13 protein-coding genes are annotated in these 16111 nt (G+C 77.2%); 12 read left to right on the forward strand and 1 reads right to left on the reverse strand.

The window, feature by feature from the left end; all coding sequences use genetic code 11:
- Window positions 1-17: 17 nt before the first annotated feature.
- From ACZ402_RS07900 to ACZ402_RS07940, 9 genes are all read left to right on the forward strand, one after another.
- Window positions 18-590, forward strand: a complete 573-nt coding sequence (locus tag ACZ402_RS07900; protein ID WP_375822831.1) for a hypothetical protein — start codon at window positions 18-20, stop codon at window positions 588-590.
- The gene (locus ACZ402_RS07905) at window positions 587-2329 is read left to right on the forward strand and encodes an AAA family ATPase (protein WP_375822833.1); all 1743 of its coding nucleotides are present in this window, start codon (window positions 587-589) and stop codon (window positions 2327-2329) included. The genes ACZ402_RS07900 and ACZ402_RS07905 overlap by 4 nt, the downstream gene beginning before the upstream one ends.
- Window positions 2326-3672, forward strand: coding sequence for a hypothetical protein (locus ACZ402_RS07910; RefSeq protein WP_375822835.1), 1347 nt, complete (start codon window positions 2326-2328; stop codon window positions 3670-3672). Before ACZ402_RS07905 ends, ACZ402_RS07910 begins: the two co-directional genes overlap by 4 nt.
- The gene (locus ACZ402_RS07915; protein WP_375822837.1) at window positions 3669-4697 is read left to right on the forward strand and encodes a glutamate ABC transporter substrate-binding protein; all 1029 of its coding nucleotides are present in this window, start codon (window positions 3669-3671) and stop codon (window positions 4695-4697) included. The genes ACZ402_RS07910 and ACZ402_RS07915 overlap by 4 nt, the downstream gene beginning before the upstream one ends.
- Window positions 4694-5800 carry a hypothetical protein gene (locus tag ACZ402_RS07920; protein WP_375822838.1) on the forward strand — a complete coding sequence of 369 codons (1107 nt, stop codon included), beginning with the start codon at window positions 4694-4696 and terminating at the stop codon, window positions 5798-5800. The genes ACZ402_RS07915 and ACZ402_RS07920 overlap by 4 nt, the downstream gene beginning before the upstream one ends.
- Entirely contained in the window at window positions 5797-8154 is a 2358-nt protein-coding gene (locus tag ACZ402_RS07925) for a serine/threonine-protein kinase (protein ID WP_375822840.1), read from the forward strand. Before ACZ402_RS07920 ends, ACZ402_RS07925 begins: the two co-directional genes overlap by 4 nt.
- Window positions 8151-9440 (forward strand): protein phosphatase 2C domain-containing protein, encoded by a 1290-nt coding sequence (locus tag ACZ402_RS07930; RefSeq protein WP_375822841.1) that lies wholly within the window; start codon window positions 8151-8153, stop codon window positions 9438-9440. The genes ACZ402_RS07925 and ACZ402_RS07930 overlap by 4 nt, the downstream gene beginning before the upstream one ends.
- Before the next feature lie 102 nt (window positions 9441-9542).
- The gene (locus ACZ402_RS07935) at window positions 9543-10826 is read left to right on the forward strand and encodes a VWA domain-containing protein (protein ID WP_375822843.1); all 1284 of its coding nucleotides are present in this window, start codon (window positions 9543-9545) and stop codon (window positions 10824-10826) included.
- Window positions 10823-11746 (forward strand): FHA domain-containing protein, encoded by a 924-nt coding sequence (locus ACZ402_RS07940; protein ID WP_375822845.1) that lies wholly within the window; start codon window positions 10823-10825, stop codon window positions 11744-11746. The genes ACZ402_RS07935 and ACZ402_RS07940 overlap by 4 nt, the downstream gene beginning before the upstream one ends.
- Before the next feature lie 6 nt (window positions 11747-11752).
- On the opposite strand, the gene ACZ402_RS07945 is transcribed toward ACZ402_RS07940, so the two are convergent.
- The gene (locus ACZ402_RS07945) at window positions 11753-12241 is read right to left on the reverse strand and encodes an Hsp20/alpha crystallin family protein (protein WP_374614547.1); all 489 of its coding nucleotides are present in this window, start codon (window positions 12239-12241) and stop codon (window positions 11753-11755) included.
- A gap of 358 nt (window positions 12242-12599) precedes the next feature.
- Here ACZ402_RS07945 and ACZ402_RS07950 point away from each other — a divergent pair, with 358 nt between their 5' ends.
- The 3 genes from ACZ402_RS07950 to ACZ402_RS07960 are packed head-to-tail and all read left to right on the forward strand — an operon-like array spanning window position 12600 to window position 15956.
- On the forward strand, window positions 12600-13280 hold the full coding sequence (locus ACZ402_RS07950) for a biotin transporter BioY (protein WP_375822847.1): 681 nt from the start codon (window positions 12600-12602) through the stop codon (window positions 13278-13280).
- 19 nt (window positions 13281-13299) lie between these two features.
- Window positions 13300-14766, forward strand: coding sequence for a class I adenylate-forming enzyme family protein (locus tag ACZ402_RS07955; RefSeq protein WP_375822849.1), 1467 nt, complete (start codon window positions 13300-13302; stop codon window positions 14764-14766).
- Complete coding sequence (locus ACZ402_RS07960) at window positions 14763-15956, forward strand: thiolase family protein (protein ID WP_375822850.1); 1194 nt, start codon at window positions 14763-14765, stop codon at window positions 15954-15956. Before ACZ402_RS07955 ends, ACZ402_RS07960 begins: the two co-directional genes overlap by 4 nt.
- The last annotated feature ends 155 nt before the right edge of the window (window positions 15957-16111 follow it).

The raw sequence follows: 16111 nt of genomic DNA on the forward strand, positions 1-16111 counted from the left end.
ATCGGACCCCGAGCTAGATGGGCTGGTTCTCCGACGTGATCGGCCGCCTCGGCGGCCGGTCCCCCGCGCCCGAGCCCGCGCTCGAGCTGCCCGCCCCGCCGACGTCGGCCGAGATCCTCGCCTCGGTCGAGCGCGTGGAGCAGCAGATCGAGGGGCGGGTGCCGCCCGCCGTCACGGCGCGCGTGCACCGCATCACCGGCACGGTCGAGGAGATGGTGCCGCGGCTCGACCGCCTCGGCGGCGGGTCGCAGCAGGCGCACACGGTCGTCGCGACGGCCACGAGCTACCTGCCCGAGGCCGTCGGCGCGTACCTGCGCCTCCCGCGCGACTTCGCCGACCGGCGGGTCGTCGCGCAGGGCAAGACGTCGCTCATGCTGCTGTGCGACCAGCTCGACCTGCTCGGCGTGACGCTCGACAAGATCTCCGACGCGGTCTCGCGCGCCGACGCCGCCGCGCTCGTCGCGCACGGCGCGTTCCTCGCGGAGAAGTTCCGCGACTCGTCGATCGCGCTCGACCCCGGGGCGGGCCAGGGCACGCCCCAGCCGCCGAGCGGCACGACGTCGGAACCCGGACGACTGGAGGCACCATGACCGGCCAGGTGGTCCCGAGCCTCGCGGCGGCGCTCGACGCGCTGGACGCCGCGGCGAGCGCCGCGGGCGTGGACGAGGAGGCCGCGCGCGACGAGGGTGCCCGCCTCGCGGCGGCCGTCGCCGAGTCCTCCCCCGGCGCACCCGCCGCGTGGCTCGCGGCGCTCGGGCACGACCCCGCCGCGACGGGCGCGTTCTTCACGGCCGCGTCGAGCGCGCGGCGCTGGCGCACGTCGCCGACGGACGTCCTCGCCGCGCTCGGCACGGCGCGCTCGAAGCACGCGACCGCGTACGGGCAGGCGCTCGCCGACGTCGCGCGCGCCGCCGCGCACCTCGGCTCCCCGGGCCCGCACGTGGCCGGGGCCGCCGCGGCCACCGCCGCGGTGCAGCAGTCGGGCGGCGTCCCGGCACCGGCCCCGGCCGCCGTCCCGGGTGCCGGTCGCACGCCGTCGGGCCCGACGCCGCTGCCCGCCGCGGGCGGGCCGCTCGCCGCGCGCCCGTCGGCCGGCGGGGCGGACCCGTTCGACCTCGGCGACCTGCTCGCCGCGCAGGGCTCGCTCGACGGCCTCCGCCGCCCCGCGCCCGAGGTCCCGTCGGTCGCGTCCATCCTCGACGCGCTCGGTGCCCGCCCCGCCGCGGCACCGTCCGGCACGTCGCACGGCCCGGCGCCCGCCGCACCGTCGGGCACGACGCCGGCCGGCGCGCCCGCGGGCGGCGCCGACGCCACGGCCACGCGGACCGAGGCGGCGACGACCGCCGAGGCCGCGGCCGAGGAGGAGCCTCCCCGCTCGATCGAGGAGCTGCTCGCCGAGCTCGACGCGCTCACCGGGCTCACCCGCGTGAAGGACGAGATCCACCGCCAGACCGAGCTGCTGCGCGTCGAGAAGCTGCGCACGGAGGCGGGCCTGACCCGCCCGACGCTCACGCGCCACCTCGTGTTCCTCGGCAACCCCGGCACGGGCAAGACGACGGTCGCTCGCCTCGTCGCGGGGATCTACCGGGCGCTCGGGCTGCTCGAGAAGGGCCACCTCGTCGAGGTCGACCGCTCCGAGCTCGTCGCGGGCTACCTCGGGCAGACCGCCGTGAAGACGTCCGAGGTCGTCGCGACCGCGCTCGGCGGCGTGCTGTTCGTCGACGAGGCGTACGGCCTCGCGGAGGACCAGTACGGCGCCGAGGCGATCAACACGCTCGTCAAGGACATGGAGGACCACCGCGACGAGCTCGTCGTCATCGTGGCGGGCTACCCCGGGCCGATGGCGGACTTCCTCGCCACGAACCCCGGCCTCGAGTCGCGGTTCTCCACGACCATCACGTTCGAGGACTACGCCGACGCCGAGCTGCGCGACATCTTCGCGGGCATGGCGGCGAAGTCCGACTTCGAGCCGACGCCCGAGGCGCTCGACGTGTTCGCGCGCCTCGCCGCGGCCCAGCCGCGCACCGAGGGCTTCGGCAACGCGCGCTGGGCGCGCAACGTGCTCGACGGCGCGATCGCGCGCCACGCGTGGCGCCTCAAGGACACCGACGCGCCGACGATCGACGAGCTCCGGCTCCTGCTGCCGGTCGACGTCGTCGACGGTGAGGGCGCCCCCGCGCTTCTCGCCACGCTCGACCCGCCCGAGCCCGACGGCGCCCCGGACGACGCCCCGACCGCGGACGCGCCCACCGACGACGCGCCGTCCCCCGACGTCGCGTCCGACGACGCGCCCGAGACCGCCCCCTCCACCGCCGAGGAGAACGCATGACGACCACCCCGGTCCGCCCTGCGGGCCAGCAGATCGTCCCCGCGGGCGGCCCCGCGCCGGGCGGCGCGCCCCGCCCGGCCGGCGCCCCGAGCGGAGCACCGAGCGCCGGCGTGTCCCGCGCCCGGGGCGCGCTGCGCCGCACGCCTGGCAAGCTGCGGCTCGTCATGGCGCTGTGCGTGCTCGCCGCCGTCGCGCTCGGCGTGCTCGGCTTCCAGGCGGGGAGCGTCCAGTCCCGGGCGCTCGAGGCCGCGAGCGAGGACACCGCGCAGCTCGTCGGCGTCCAGGAGGTCCGCAACGCGCTCGTCGCGGCCGACGCGACCGCGACCGGCGCGTTCCTCGTCGGAGGCCTCGAGCCCGCCGACCAGCGCGCCCGGTACGACGACCTCGTCGACCAGGCCGCGACCGGCCTCGCCACACTCTCCGGGAGCAACGAGGGCGACGCGGAGCTGCTCGGCCAGGTCGCGGCCGACCTCACGGTCTACACCGGGCTCGTCGAGCAGGCGCGCGCGAACAACCGGCAGGGCTTCCCCGTCGGCTCGGCGTACCTCGACCAGGCGTCGACGATCCTGCGCGAGCAGATGCTCCCGGCGCTCGACGAGGTCGTGCTCGACGACGCGGACCGCGTCGCCGCCGACTTCTCGGGCGTCCGCAACGCGCTGTGGGTGCTCGCGGGCGGGCTCGTGGCGCTCGCGGTGCTCGTCGTGAGCCAGGTGTGGCTCGCGCGCCGCACGCACCGCGTGCTCAACGTCGGCCTCGCGGTCGCCACCGCCGTCGTGCTCGTGGTCGGCATCGTGTCCACGGTCCTGCTGGCCCAGGCGGGCTCGCGCGCGCAGGACGTGCGCACCGGCCCGTACGCCGCGACGCTCGCCGCGTCCCAGGCCTACTCGCTCGCCAACGACGCCAAGTCGATGGAGGCGTTCACGCTCATCAAGCGCGGGTCCGGGCAGGCGTACGAGGAGGCGTTCGTCACGGCGACCGACGACGCCACCGCGCGGCTCGACACCGCGGCGTCCGAGGGGATCCTCGACGGGTCGACCGTGCAGGCGCTCGAGGCGTGGGTGACTCGGCACGCGGACATCCGCGCGCTCGACGACGCGGGCCAGTGGGACGATGCCGTCGCGCTCGCCACCGCGACGGACCCCGAAAGCCCCAACGCCGCGTTCGACGCGTTCTCCACGTCCGCGCGCGACGACATCGAGACCAACGCGGCCGCGACGAGCCAGCGGCTCGACGGGGCGGCGACGACCGCGACCGTCGCGGGCTGGCTCCTGCTCGCCGCGGGCCTGGTCGCCGCCCTGCTCGCGTGGCGCGGCGTGACCGCACGACTGGAGGAGTACCGGTGACCACGACGCTCGCCACCCCCGACCGGTCCGCCCGGAGCCGACGCGCCGCCGCACGCCGACGCCGCACCGGCGTCGTCGGCGCCGCGCTCGCCGCGGCGCTCGCGCTGACGGCGTGCTCGGGCCCGTCCGGCGCGGACGACCTCCGCCTCACGGAGGCTCCTCAGGACGAGGCCACCGAGGATGCGCCCGCCGCCCCCGCGGCTCCCGCGGAGTGCGCGGACCCGCTCGCCTCCTACGCGCCCGAGGGCGCGCTGCCCGGTCCGGACGCGCTGCCCGGCGGGAGCACCATGGCCGCGATCCGCGACCGGGGGTCGCTGGTCGTGGGCGTCTCGGCCGACACGCTGCTCATGGGCGCGCGCAACTCGCTGTCGGGCCAGATCGAGGGCTTCGACATCGACGTGCTGCACGAGATCTCGCGCGCGATCTTCGGCGACCCCGACCGGCTCCAGTTCCGCGTCATCACGTCGGGCCAGCGCATGGAGGTGCTCGAGAACGGCGAGGTCGACCTCGTCGCCCGCGCGTTCACCATCAACTGCGAGCGCTGGGAGACCATCGCGTTCTCGGCGGAGTACTACCACGCGGGCCAGAAGGTGCTCGTCACGCGGGACTCGACGGCGAGCGGGATCGCCGACCTCGAGGGCCAGCGCGTGTGCGCGCCCGAGGGCACGACGACGCTCACGCGCCTCGAGCAGTTCTCCGGCATCGAGCCCGTCCCGGCCACGACCCACACCCAGTGCCTCGTGCTGTTCCAGCAGGGCAAGGTCGACGCGATCACGGGCGACGACACGATCCTCGCGGGGTTCGCCGCGCAGGACCCGTACGCCACGGTGGTCGGCGAGGCGATCAGCGACGAGCCGTACGGCATCGGCGTCCCCGCGCAGAACGTGGACATGGTCCGGTTCGTCAACGGCGTGCTGGAGCAGATGAAGTCCGACGGGCGCTGGGCCGCGATCTACGACGAGTGGCTCGGCGGCCTCGGCCCGGCGCCGGCGCCGCCGACCGCGGTGTACGGCCGCACGCCGTGACCCGCTCGACCGCGCCCGAGGCGCCGGGACGCCTCGGCGAGGCGATCCCCGCCGCCGACCTCCTGGCGTACCTCGCCGCGCTCGAGACGTGGCTCGACGAGCGCCGCACGGAGCTCGACCGGCTCGACGCCGCCGCGCAGGCCGCGGCGACGCCCGACGTCTACACGGCCGACCTCGTGCTCGCGCTGTCGCTCTGGCAGGCGATCCGCTCGCGCGCGGACGAGATCCGGCCCGTCTGGGACTCCGGCCGGGCCGACGCCGTCGCGCGCGAGAAGATCTCCCAGCTCGTCTGGGGCCGGCTCGACTCCGGCTCCGGCGCCGCGCTCGTCTCGCTCGTCGAGGCGGTGAAGCTGTGCGACGCGCTCGTCGTGCAGCTCCGCACGCGCCTGTCGTTCGACCCGCACACGGCCGACCAGGTCGCGCGGCTGCGCGGCGTGCGCGCCGAGCTCGTGCGCTGCGAGGACCTGGCCGGCTCCGACGCGGACGCCCGCGGGCGCGTCGAGACCCTGCGCGGACGCCTCGACCACCTCGTCGCCCAGGCCGCGCGCGGGGCCGACGTCTCGGGCCCGCTCGCGGAGCTCGAGACCGAGGTCGCGCGCGCCGAGCGCGACCTCATCGTCGCGTCGGCGCAGCGCCGCGAGCTGCGCCGCGACCGTGCCCGCACCGAGGAGCAGCGCGACGCGCTGGAGGCGCGCGAGCCCGCCCTGCGCGAGCTCGTCGCGCGGTGCCGGCGCGAGATCGCGCACCCGCCGCGGCTCGCCGTCCCCGACGTCTCCCGCCTCGGTCCGGTCCCCGACTCCCGCTTCGAGCTCGACGCGTACACGGCGCGCCTGGCGACCGTGGCGCGCGCCGTCGAGACCGTCGAGGAGGCCTACACCCGCCCCCTGCGCGCCCGCGCCGAGCTGCGCTACAGCCTGGAGCGGCTCGCCGAGAGGGCCGAGGCCAACGGGCGTTCCGCGTCAGCGACCGTGCGCTCCGGCCACGCCGAGGCCCGCGAGGCCGTCGAGGCCGTGCCGTGCGACGTGACGCTCGCCCGCTTCCTCGTCGAGCAGTACCAGTTCCTCACCCGCGACCTGCCCACCCCGGAAGGAGCGTCGTCGTGACCACCACCGCGACCGTCCCGTGCTCGGAGCCCGGCTGCCCGGGCACCATCGAGGACGGCTACTGCAACGTCTGCGGCACGCCCGCGGGCGGCTCCGGCGGCACGCCGACGGGGGCCTCGACCGGCACCACCGGTGCGCCGGCGCCCGGCACGGCTGCCGCCGCGTCGCCGTCCGCGATGCTCGGCACCGGCTTCGTCCAGGGCCGTCCCGGGGCGGGGCCGGCCGCGGGCGCGGACCCCGACGCCGAGCGCTCGACGCGCACGGGCCGCACGAGCTCGAGCCGCCTCGCCACGGCCGCGCTCGGCTCGGCGCGCACCGCCGCGACCGGCTCGAAGGCCACGCGTCGCGTCGGGACGTCGTCGACCCGCCTGCGCGGTCGCGGCCTCGGCGCGGGGCTGACGACCGTGCCGTCCGTCCCCGCGCGCGACCCGCTGCAGTCCGTGATGGCGGTGCCCGAGGTCGCGGAGCGCAAGCGCTACTGCCCCGCGTGCGGCGAGAAGGTCGGCCGCGGACGCGACGGGCAGCCCGGCCGCACGTCCGGCTTCTGCCCCCACTGCGGCAACCGCTTCGACTTCACGCCCCAGCTCTCCCCGGGCGACCTGGTCGGCGGGCAGTACGAGGTCGTCGGCTGCCTCGCGCACGGCGGCCTCGGCTGGATCTACCTGGCCCGCGACCAGAACGTGTCCGGCCGGTGGGTCGTGCTCAAGGGCCTGCTCAACTCGGGCGACCCGGACGCCTACGCGGCCGCGATCTCCGAGCGGCAGTTCCTCGCGGAGGTCGAGCACCCGCTCATCGTCGAGATCTACAACTTCGCCATGCACGACGGCGCCGGCTACACCGTCATGGAGTACGTCGGCGGCGAGTCGCTCAAGGAGATCCTCCAGGACCGCCGGGACGCCAACAAGGGCGCGATCGACCCGATGCCGGTGGACCAGGCGCTCGCCTACGTGCTCGCGATCCTGCCCGCGTTCGCCTACCTGCACGACCACAACCTGCTGTTCTGCGACTTCAAGCCGGAGAACGTCATCCAGCAGGGCGACGGGGTCAAGCTCATCGACCTCGGCGGCGTGCGCCGCAGCGACGACCTCACGTCGGCGATCTTCGGGACCGTCGGGTACCAGGCGCCCGAGGTCGCGGAGGTCGGCCCGTCGATCGCCTCCGACATCTACACGATCGGCCGCACGCTCGCGACGCTCGTCCTCGACTTCCGCGGCAACACGACGACGTACGTCGCGTCGCTGCCCCCGGTCGCGGACACGCCCGTGTTCCAGCAGTACGACTCGTTCTACCGCCTGCTCGCCAAGGCGTGCGCGCTCGACCCGGCGGACCGCTTCGCGACCGCCGACGAGATGCGCACCCAGCTCCTCGGGGTGCTGCGCGAGGTCGTGGCCGCCGACGCGGGGCCGGGCAACCCGGCGCTGCACTCGGCGGCGTCCGTGCTGTTCGAGGCGCCGGTCGCCGACGTGGCGGCCCGGCCGCTCGCGTGGGACGAGCTCCCCACGCTGCGCCGCGACGACCACGACCCGATGGCGAGCTGGCTCGCCGGTGTCAACGTCGTCGACCCGGACGCGCGGCTCGCCGCGCTCGCCGACGCGCCCGAGGACACGGTCGAGGTGCACCTCGCGCGCGCCCGCGCGGCGATCGAGGCGGGCCGGTTCGACGTGCTGCGCGGCACGATCGGCACGATCCTCGCGGACGACCCGTGGGAGTGGCGCGCCGCGTGGCTCGGGGGTCTCGGCGAGCTCGCGCAGGGCGACCCGGTCGCCGCGCGCGCGTCGTTCAACGCGGTCTACGGCCAGGTGCCCGGCGAGCTCGCACCGAAGCTCGCGCTCGCCGCTGCCTGCGAGCTGAGCGCCGAGCCGGACATCGCGGAGTCGCTCTACGTGATCTGCGCGCGGACGGACGCCAACTACACCGCGCCCGCCGCGTTCGGGCTCATGCGCATCCGCGAGGCGCGCGGCGACCTGGACGGGGCGCTGCACGCGCTGGACCTCGTGGGGCCGACGCGCGGGTCGTACGTGGAGTCCCGCACCCTGCGCGCGCACCTGCTCGCCGAGTCGGGGCGCGGCCTGCCCGCGCTCGCGGACGCCATGGCGAGCGTCGCCGCGGTGTCGATCGCGCCGCGCGAGCGTGCCGAGCTGTCCGTCGGCGTGCTGCGCTCCGCGCTCGAGACCGTCACGCGGTCGGGTCCCGAGCCGACGACGCGGATCGCGGGCGTCCCCGCCGACGAGCCCGCGCTGCGCGACGCCCTCGAGGGCGCGTACCGCGAGCTCGCGTCGCTCACGGAGTCGCGCGACGAGCGCGTCACGCTCGTCGACCGCGCGAACGAGGTGCGACGGTGGACGGTCCGATGAGCGACGCCCCGGCGCCCTTGCCCGACCAGGCCGTCCCCGACCAGGCCGCCCGCGGCCAGATCGACCCCGACCGGGCGGTCCCGGCGTCGGCCGCAGTGCTCGCGTGCCCGGCGTGCGGCGAGCCGTCGCCCGAGGGCGCGCGGTTCTGCGAGGCGTGCGGCACGCCGCTCGCCCCGCTCCCCCCGGCGGGCGACGCGGACGGCGAGGCGGCGGACCGTGGCGGAGCGGACGGGGCACCCGCCGGCCCCGAGACGTCGCCGCGTGCGTCCGCGGACCCTGCGTCCGCGCCGGGCGACGGCGCCGCCGACCCCGGCGTCCGGCCGTGCGTGCGGTGCGGGGGCCGCGTCGCCGAGGACGGGTACTGCACCGAGTGCGGCGAGCCGGCCGCGTCCGAGCGGGACCACTGGGCCGAGCGCCCCGCGACGTGGGTCGCCGGCGTGTGCGACCGCGGCGTGCGGCACTCCCGCAACGAGGACGCGATGGCGCTCGCCGCGAGCCCGTCCGCGACCGCGGACCGCGCGTTCGCCGCGCTCGTCGTGTGCGACGGCGTCTCCTCCGCGCCCGACTCCGACGTCGCGAGCCTCGCGGCGGCGCGGGCGGCGCGCGACCTGCTGGCCGCGGGCGCCCCGGAGGGCACCTCCCCCGTCGTCGGCGAGCCGACGGCGCGGGTCGCCGCCTGGTCGGCGCTCGTCGGTGACGCCTCGCGGGCCGCGCAGGACGCGATCCTGACGACCGTCGGCGCGATGGCCGACCGCGAGAACCCGCCGTCGTGCACGTTCGTCGCGGCGGTCGTGGACGGCCCGCTCGTCGTCACGGGCTGGGTGGGCGACTCGCGCGCCTACTGGATCCCGGACGAGGGCGACGCGCACCAGCTCAGCGTCGACGACTCCTGGGCGCAGGAGATGATGGCCCAGGGCATCCCCCGCGTCCAGGCGGAGAGCTCCCCGCAGGCCCACGCGATCACGCGCTGGCTCGGCCCCGACGCCCCGGACCCCGTCGCCCGGACGGCCGCGACCTTCCCCGACCGCGACGGCTGGGTGCTGGTCTGCTCGGACGGGCTGTGGAACTACTGCTCCCCCGCCGCCGACCTCGCGGCGCTGCTCCACGCCACCCAGGAGCGGGTCGGCCACGAACCGCAGACCGTGGCGGGCGCGCTCGTGGACTGGGCCAACGCCCAGGGCGGCCGGGACAACATCACGGCGACGCTCGCGCGGTTCGACCGGTCGTCCGCCGCGACGTCCCCCGAGCTCGACCCGGACCTCGAGACGACGGTCCCCAGGTCCTGACGGGCCGCGCGCCGCGGTCCCGCCGGACCCCCCGCACGACCCGCCACCACCACCCCCGACCCGATAGCCTGCACGAACACCCGCACCACCGAAGGAGCCCCCATGGCCGAGTTCGCCGCCGAGGTCTACCAGAACGAGTTCCTGTCCGAGGGCGCCACGGACGTCCACGCGATCGTCACCGTGACGTGCACGGGGGCCGGGAGCGCGGGGAGCGTCGGCGGCGCGGGCGGGGTCGCCGAGATCATCATGGTCGACACGTCCGGCTCGATGTCGGGCCGCAACATGGAGGCCGCGAAGCACGCCGCCCAGGTGGCCGTGGACCAGATCCTCGACGGCACGTGGTTCGCGATCGTCGGCGGCAGCCACGTCGCCAACCGCGTCTTCCCGTACCCGAACGCGCGCATGGCGATGGTCCAGATGGAGCCGGGGGCGCGCGCCGAGGCGAAGCGCGCGATCTCGATGCTCACGCCCGGCGGCGGCACGGCGATGAGCACGTGGCTGCGCCTCGCGGACCAGCTCTTCGCGACGGTTCCCCAGGCGGCGCAGCGGCACGCGATCCTCCTCACGGACGGCAAGAACGAGTCGGAGCCGCGCGCGAACCTCTCCGCCGCGGTCCGGGACGTCACCGGGCACTTCCAGTGCGACGCGCGCGGCGTCGGCTCGCGCTGGCAGGTCGACGAGCTGCGCGAGATCTCGACGGCGCTGCTCGGCTCGGTCGGCCTCATCGCGGACCCGAACGAGATCGCGGCCGACTTCGAGCGGCTCATGCAGGCGTCCATGGCCCGCGGGGTGGCCTCGGCCGACCTGCGCGTGTGGGCCCCGCAGGGCTCGCAGGTGCTGTTCGTGCGCCAGGTCGCGCCGACGGTCGAGGACCTCACGCACCGCCGCGCCGAGGTGAACCCGCTCACGGGTGCCTACCCGACCGGCTCGTGGGGCGACGAGTCGCGCGACTACCACGTCGCGGTCCGCGTCGCGTCGAAGCCGGTCGGCTCCGAGCAGCTCGCGGCGCGCGTCCAGCTCGCGGTGAACGGCGAGGTCGTCTCCTCCGGGCTGGTGAAGGCCAAGTGGTCCGACGACGAGTCGCTCACCACCCGCATCAACCCCGAGGTCGCGCACTACACGGGCCAGACCGAGCTCGCCGCGGCGATCCAGGAGGGCCTCGCGGCCAAGGCGTCGGGCGACGAGGCGACGGCGACCGTCAAGCTCGGGCGGGCCGTGCAGCTCGCGCAGCAGACCGGCAACGAGGAGGCGACGTCGCGGCTGCGCAAGGTCGTCGACATCGACAACGAGGAGCAGGGGACGGTGCGCCTCAAGCGCAACACGTCGACCCTCGACGAGATGGCCCTCGACACCGCCTCGACGAAGACGACGCGGGTCCGCCGGTGAGCGCCGTCGTCTGCCCCAACGGGCACCCGTCGGAGTCGACCGACTACTGCGACGTGTGCGGCGAGCCGATCGGCGCGGCGTCGGCCCCGTCCGCGCCCGTCGCGAGCGGTGCGACGCCCGCGCCGGGCGGCGCCGGGGCGGCCGCGCCCGCGACGACGTGCCCGAACTGCGGGTCGCCGGCGCCCGGCGGCGCGCTGTTCTGCGAGAACTGCGGCTACGACTTCACCACGGGCGCCCTGCCCGACCCGGTCGAGCCGCCGTCCGCGCTCTCGCTCGACCCGCCGTCGCGCCCGACGCCCGCGCCCGCGACCTCCGCACCCCCGGTGCCGGGCACACCCTCCGGGTCCACGCCGCCCCCGCTGCCGACCTCCGCGGCAAGGTCCGCCGCGACGTCCCCGTCGTCGTCGACCCCGCCCCCGCTGCCCGCCCCGAGCCCCGCCGCCGCACCCGAGGCGGGCGCCCCGGGCGAGCCGGCGACGTCGGGCACCCACCTCCCGACGCCCCCGGTCCCGGGGCCGGACCAGTGGGTCGTGGAGATCTGGATCGACCCCGACTGGTACGCGGCGCAGCAGCCCGAGGACCCGATGCCCTCGGCGGGCCTGCCCGGCCTCGTCGTGCTGCGCGAGCGCAGCGTGCTCGTCGGCCGCCCGTCGGTGTCCCGCGGCATCCACCCGCAGGTCGACTGCGGCGCGGACACGGGCGTCTCCCGCCGGCACTGCCAGCTCAGCACGGACGGTCAACGGTGGTGGGTCGAGGACCTGCAGTCGTCGAACGGGACGTACGTGAGCCCCGCCGGCGAGCCGCTCCCCACGGACCCGGTCCCCGCCGGGCAGCGACGCGAGCTGTCCGACGGGGACCGGGTCTACCTCGGCGCGTGGACGCGGCTCGTCGTCCGCAAGGCGCTCCCGGGCGAGGTCTGAGCCGGCTCAGCCCTCGGTCGTCCGAGGCTCGGCCTCGGCCGTGATCTGGGTCGCCGCACCGCTGCTGCCCGCGCGGTGCGCGACCTCGATCCGGCGCGGCCGGGCCTCCTCGGCCACGGGGATCGTCAGCGACAGCACCCCGTCCTCGTACGACGCCGAGATCTGGTCGAGCGCGAGCCCGCGCCCCACCGTGAGCTGACGCGCGTAGGTCCCCGAGGGCCGCTCGCGCGCGAGCCACTGGACGTCGGGATCGGTCCGCGGGCTGCGCTCGGCGCGGATCGTCAGCGTGCGGTCCTCGACGGACACGTCGATCGTCCCCGGGTCGACACCGGGAAGGTCCATCGTCAGGACGTAGTGGTCGCCCGCCCGGAACAGGTCGAGCGGCATGCCGCCCGACGCCGACGCCGCGGTCGCGCGCGCCCCGGACGCGAGCTGGCCGACCAGGCGGTCCATCGCATCGAAGGTGGTCGTGAACGGGTCGATCATCGCAGCCACACCTCTCACCTCCTCGTCGGTCGGTCCCGGACCGTCCGGGACCGGTCGGTGGTCCCGCGAGGTAGGCACCTCGCAGGCGGCTACACCTCTGTTCTAGCACTCTCCCCCGGAGAGTGCCAAGAGCCGCCGTGGGCCGTCCCGGTGCACGCGGCAGAGGGGCGGTTGTCGACTTCCTCCGAGACCGGATCCCGCGACGACAGCCAGGTTGGTGGAACCCTCCAACCCGTTGTGCGATCCGTGCACGCGGCGACACCGCCGTCGTCCGCGTCCCCGTCGTCGCGCACCGCGCAGGGCCGGGAGAGTGGACCTGGCCACGACGGGTCGGGCACCGATCCGTCACGACGACGCAGGGAGCACCATGACCGACGCACCGACCACGGCGACCCCCGGGACGCCCGCGCCCGCCACGCAGACCACCGGTCCGGGAGCGGGGCGCCGCGCGCCGCTCGCGCTCGACGCGGGCGACGCCGCGCGCGTCGCGACCTTCGCGGCGCTGATCGCCGCGCTCGGGATGCCGGGGTCGATCGCGCTGTTCGGGAACGCGGTCCCGATCACGCTCCAGACGCTCGGCGTCATGCTCGCCGGGACGATCCTCGGCGCGTGGCGCGGCACGCTCGCGGTCGCGACGTTCCTCGCGCTCGCGGCGGCCGGCCTCCCGGTGCTCGCGGGCGGGCGCGGCGGCCTCGGGGCGTTCGTCGGCCCGTCCGCGGGCTACCTGCTCGGGTTCCTCGCGGGGGCGGCGGTCGTGGGCTGGCTCGTCGACCGGCTGCGCCGGGTGACGTTCGGCGGTGTGCTCGTCGCGTGCCTCGTCGGCGGGGTCGCGGTCGTCTACGCGTGCGGCGTGCCGGTCCAGTCCGCCGTCACGGGGGTACCGCTCGCGACGACGGCGCAGCTCTCCCTCGCGTTCCTCCCGGGCGACGTCCTCAAGGCGCTGGCCGCCGCGGCGATCACCGTGGGCGTCGTGCGCGCCTACCCGGCCGCGCGCCGGTCGGGCCGTTCTGCGGGCCGTCCCATGGCCGCCGGCCGCACCGCCTCCTGACACCTGCGAGAGTGTCCGCGTGCCCGTCGCCCACCAGGTCCTGACGCACGCCGCCGACCCGGCGGCGCGCGACCGCCCCGCCCTGCGCACCCCCGAGCGGTCGCGCACCTACGCCGCGCTCGCCGCCGACGTGCGCGCGGGCGCGACGCACCTCGCGGCGACCGGCACGCGCCCGGGCGACCTCGTCGCCGTGTCCCTGCCCGACCCGCTGGACCTGCTCACGGCGGTCCTCGCCGCCGACCACGCCGGCGCGACGCCGCTCGTGTGCGACCCGGCGTGGCCGCGCGCGCACCGCGCGGAGGTCCTGCGCACCCTCGCGCCGCGCACGTTCGTCGAGGTGCCCCTGCCGCGCGGGACCGGCGCCCTCCCCGACCTCGTGCCGGGGCTCGCCCCGCAGGGGGGTGCGGACCCCGGCACGGGCCACGAGCCCGGTCCGGACGACCTCGCGTGGGCGGGGTTCTCCTCGGGCAGCACGGGCCGGCCGCGCGCGGTCGTGCGCACGCGCGCGTCGTGGGCGGGCTCGTTCGACGACGTCACGCGGCTCCTCGGGCTGCGTCCCGCCGACACCGTGCTCGTCCCCGGCCCGCTCGCGTCGTCGCTCTACTGCTTCGCAGCCGTGCACACGCTCGCGGTCGGTGCGTGCGCCTACCTCACACGCACCCCGGCCGCCACGACCTCCGCGCTCGCGAGCAGCGACGTCGTGCACCTCGTGCCGCAGGTCCTCGACGACGTGCTCGACGCCGTCGCCGCAGGGGCGCCGTCGCGGCTGCGGCACGCGGTCGTCGGCGGGGCGTCCCTCGCCGCCGGGGCGCGGTCGCGCGCGGCGGCGCTCGGCGTCGACGTGCTCGCCTACTACGGCGCGGTCGAGCTCTCGTTCGTCGCCTACGACCCCGACGGGTCGGGGCTGCGTGCGTTCCCGGGGGTCGACCTCGAGGTCCGGCCGCTGCCGCAGGCGAGCGTCGGCGAGGTCTGGGTCCGTTCGCCCTGGGTGTCCCGCGGCTACCTCGCGCGCGCCACCGGACCGCTGCGGCGCGACGGCGCGTGGAGCACCGTGGGCGACCTCGCCGACCCCCTGCCCGACCCGTCGACGTCGCCGTCCGCGGCCGGTGCCCCGCCCGGCACGCTCGTGCTGCGCGGCCGCGGCGACGGGGCGATCCTCACCGGCGGGTCGACGGTCGTGCCCGAGGACGTCGAGGTCGTGCTGCGCGCCGTGCCGGGGGTCCGCGACGTCGTCGTGCTCGGGACCGCGCACCGGCGCCTCGGGGCGGTCGTGAGCGCCGTCGTCGAGTGCGACGACCGGCCCGGGCTGCGCGCCCACCTGGAGCGCGTCGCGCGCGCGGCGCTCGCCCCGGCGCAGCGGCCCCGGCGCTGGTACGGCACGCGCGCCCTCCCCCGGACCCCGTCGGGCAAGCCCGCGCGCGGGGCCGTGAGCGAGGCCCTGCTGGGGACCGACCCCGCGCGGTCGGGCCTGGAGCCGCTGCGGTGACCGCGCCGGGGGCGTGGGCGGACGCGCCCGTGGTCGTGGCCGCGCGCCGCACGTGGGTGGGGACCGCCGGGCACGGGCACCGGTCGGCGTCCGAGGTCGACCTCGCGGCCGGTGCGCTCGGCGCGACGCTCGGCGACGCGCGGGCCCTCGGGGTCGAGGACGACGTCGCCGACGTCCTGCTGGGGTGCTGCACCGGGCCCGGCGGGAACGTCGCCCGGGCCTCAGCGCTCGCCGCGGGCCTCGGCGTCACCGTGCCGGGGCTGACCGTCGACCGGCAGTGCGCCTCCGGTCTCGCCGCGGTGCTGCTCGCCGCGCAGCAGGTCCGCGCGGGCGAGGCGCGCCTCGTCCTGGCCGGCGGGACGGAGAGCGCGTCCCTCGCTCCCACGCGCGCCCACCACACGGTGTGGGGCGACGTGCCGTACGCGCGCGCCGCGTTCGCGCCGACGCCGTGGGCCGACCCGGGCATGGGTGCCGCCGCCGACGCGCTCGCGCGCCGCCGCGGCGTGACCCGCGAGCGCCAGGAGGCGTACGCGGTGCGCAGCCATGCGCGCGCCCTCGCCGCGCACGTGGGCGGGCGGTTCGCGGCCGAGACGGTCCGGGTCGGCGCGCCGACACGGTCGCTCGCGCGCGACGAACGGGCGCGGCGCCTCGACCCCGCGGTGCTCGCCCGCCTCTCGCCAGCCTTCACGCCCGGCGGCACGGTCACCGCCGCCACCACGAGCCCGGTGAGCGACGGCGCGGCGGCGGTCGCGGTCGTGCCCGAGCGCGTCCGGCGCGGGCTCGGAGTCCCGGGTCTGCGCGTGCTCGCGTCGGCGACGGTCGGCTGCGACCCGGCGCTGCCCGGGTGGGGGCCGGTCCCCGCGGTGCGCGCGGCGCTCGACCGCGCGGGCACGCGGCTGGACGACGTCGCGGCGGTCGAGGTCGTCGAGGCGTTCGCCGCGCAGGTCCTCGCGGTGACGGACGCGCTCGGCCTCGACCCGCTCGGCGACCCCGTCGACGACGCGCGGGTCTGCGCCGACGGCGGCGCGCTCGCGCTCGGGCACCCGTGGGGCGCGAGCGGCGCGGTGTCGGTCGTGCGGCTGTTCTCGCGGCTCGTGCGCGCGGGTGCACCTGCTGGGACGCTCGGTCTCGCGACCGCGGCCGTCGGCGGCGGCCTGGGTGTCGCGGCCGTGCTGGAGGTCGTCCGGTGATCGCGCGCGCCCGGTCGGCCCGGCGGCGACGAGCCGCCGCCGGGATCATCTCGACCGCGCCGGCGGACGGGTCCGGCGCCCTCCTCGCGACGGGCACCCCGGCCACGCCCGAGCACGACCCCGCCGGGCCCGCCTGCACGGTCCGGCTCGAGGAC

It is taken from the genome of Cellulosimicrobium sp. NPDC030954, assembly GCF_055571305.1.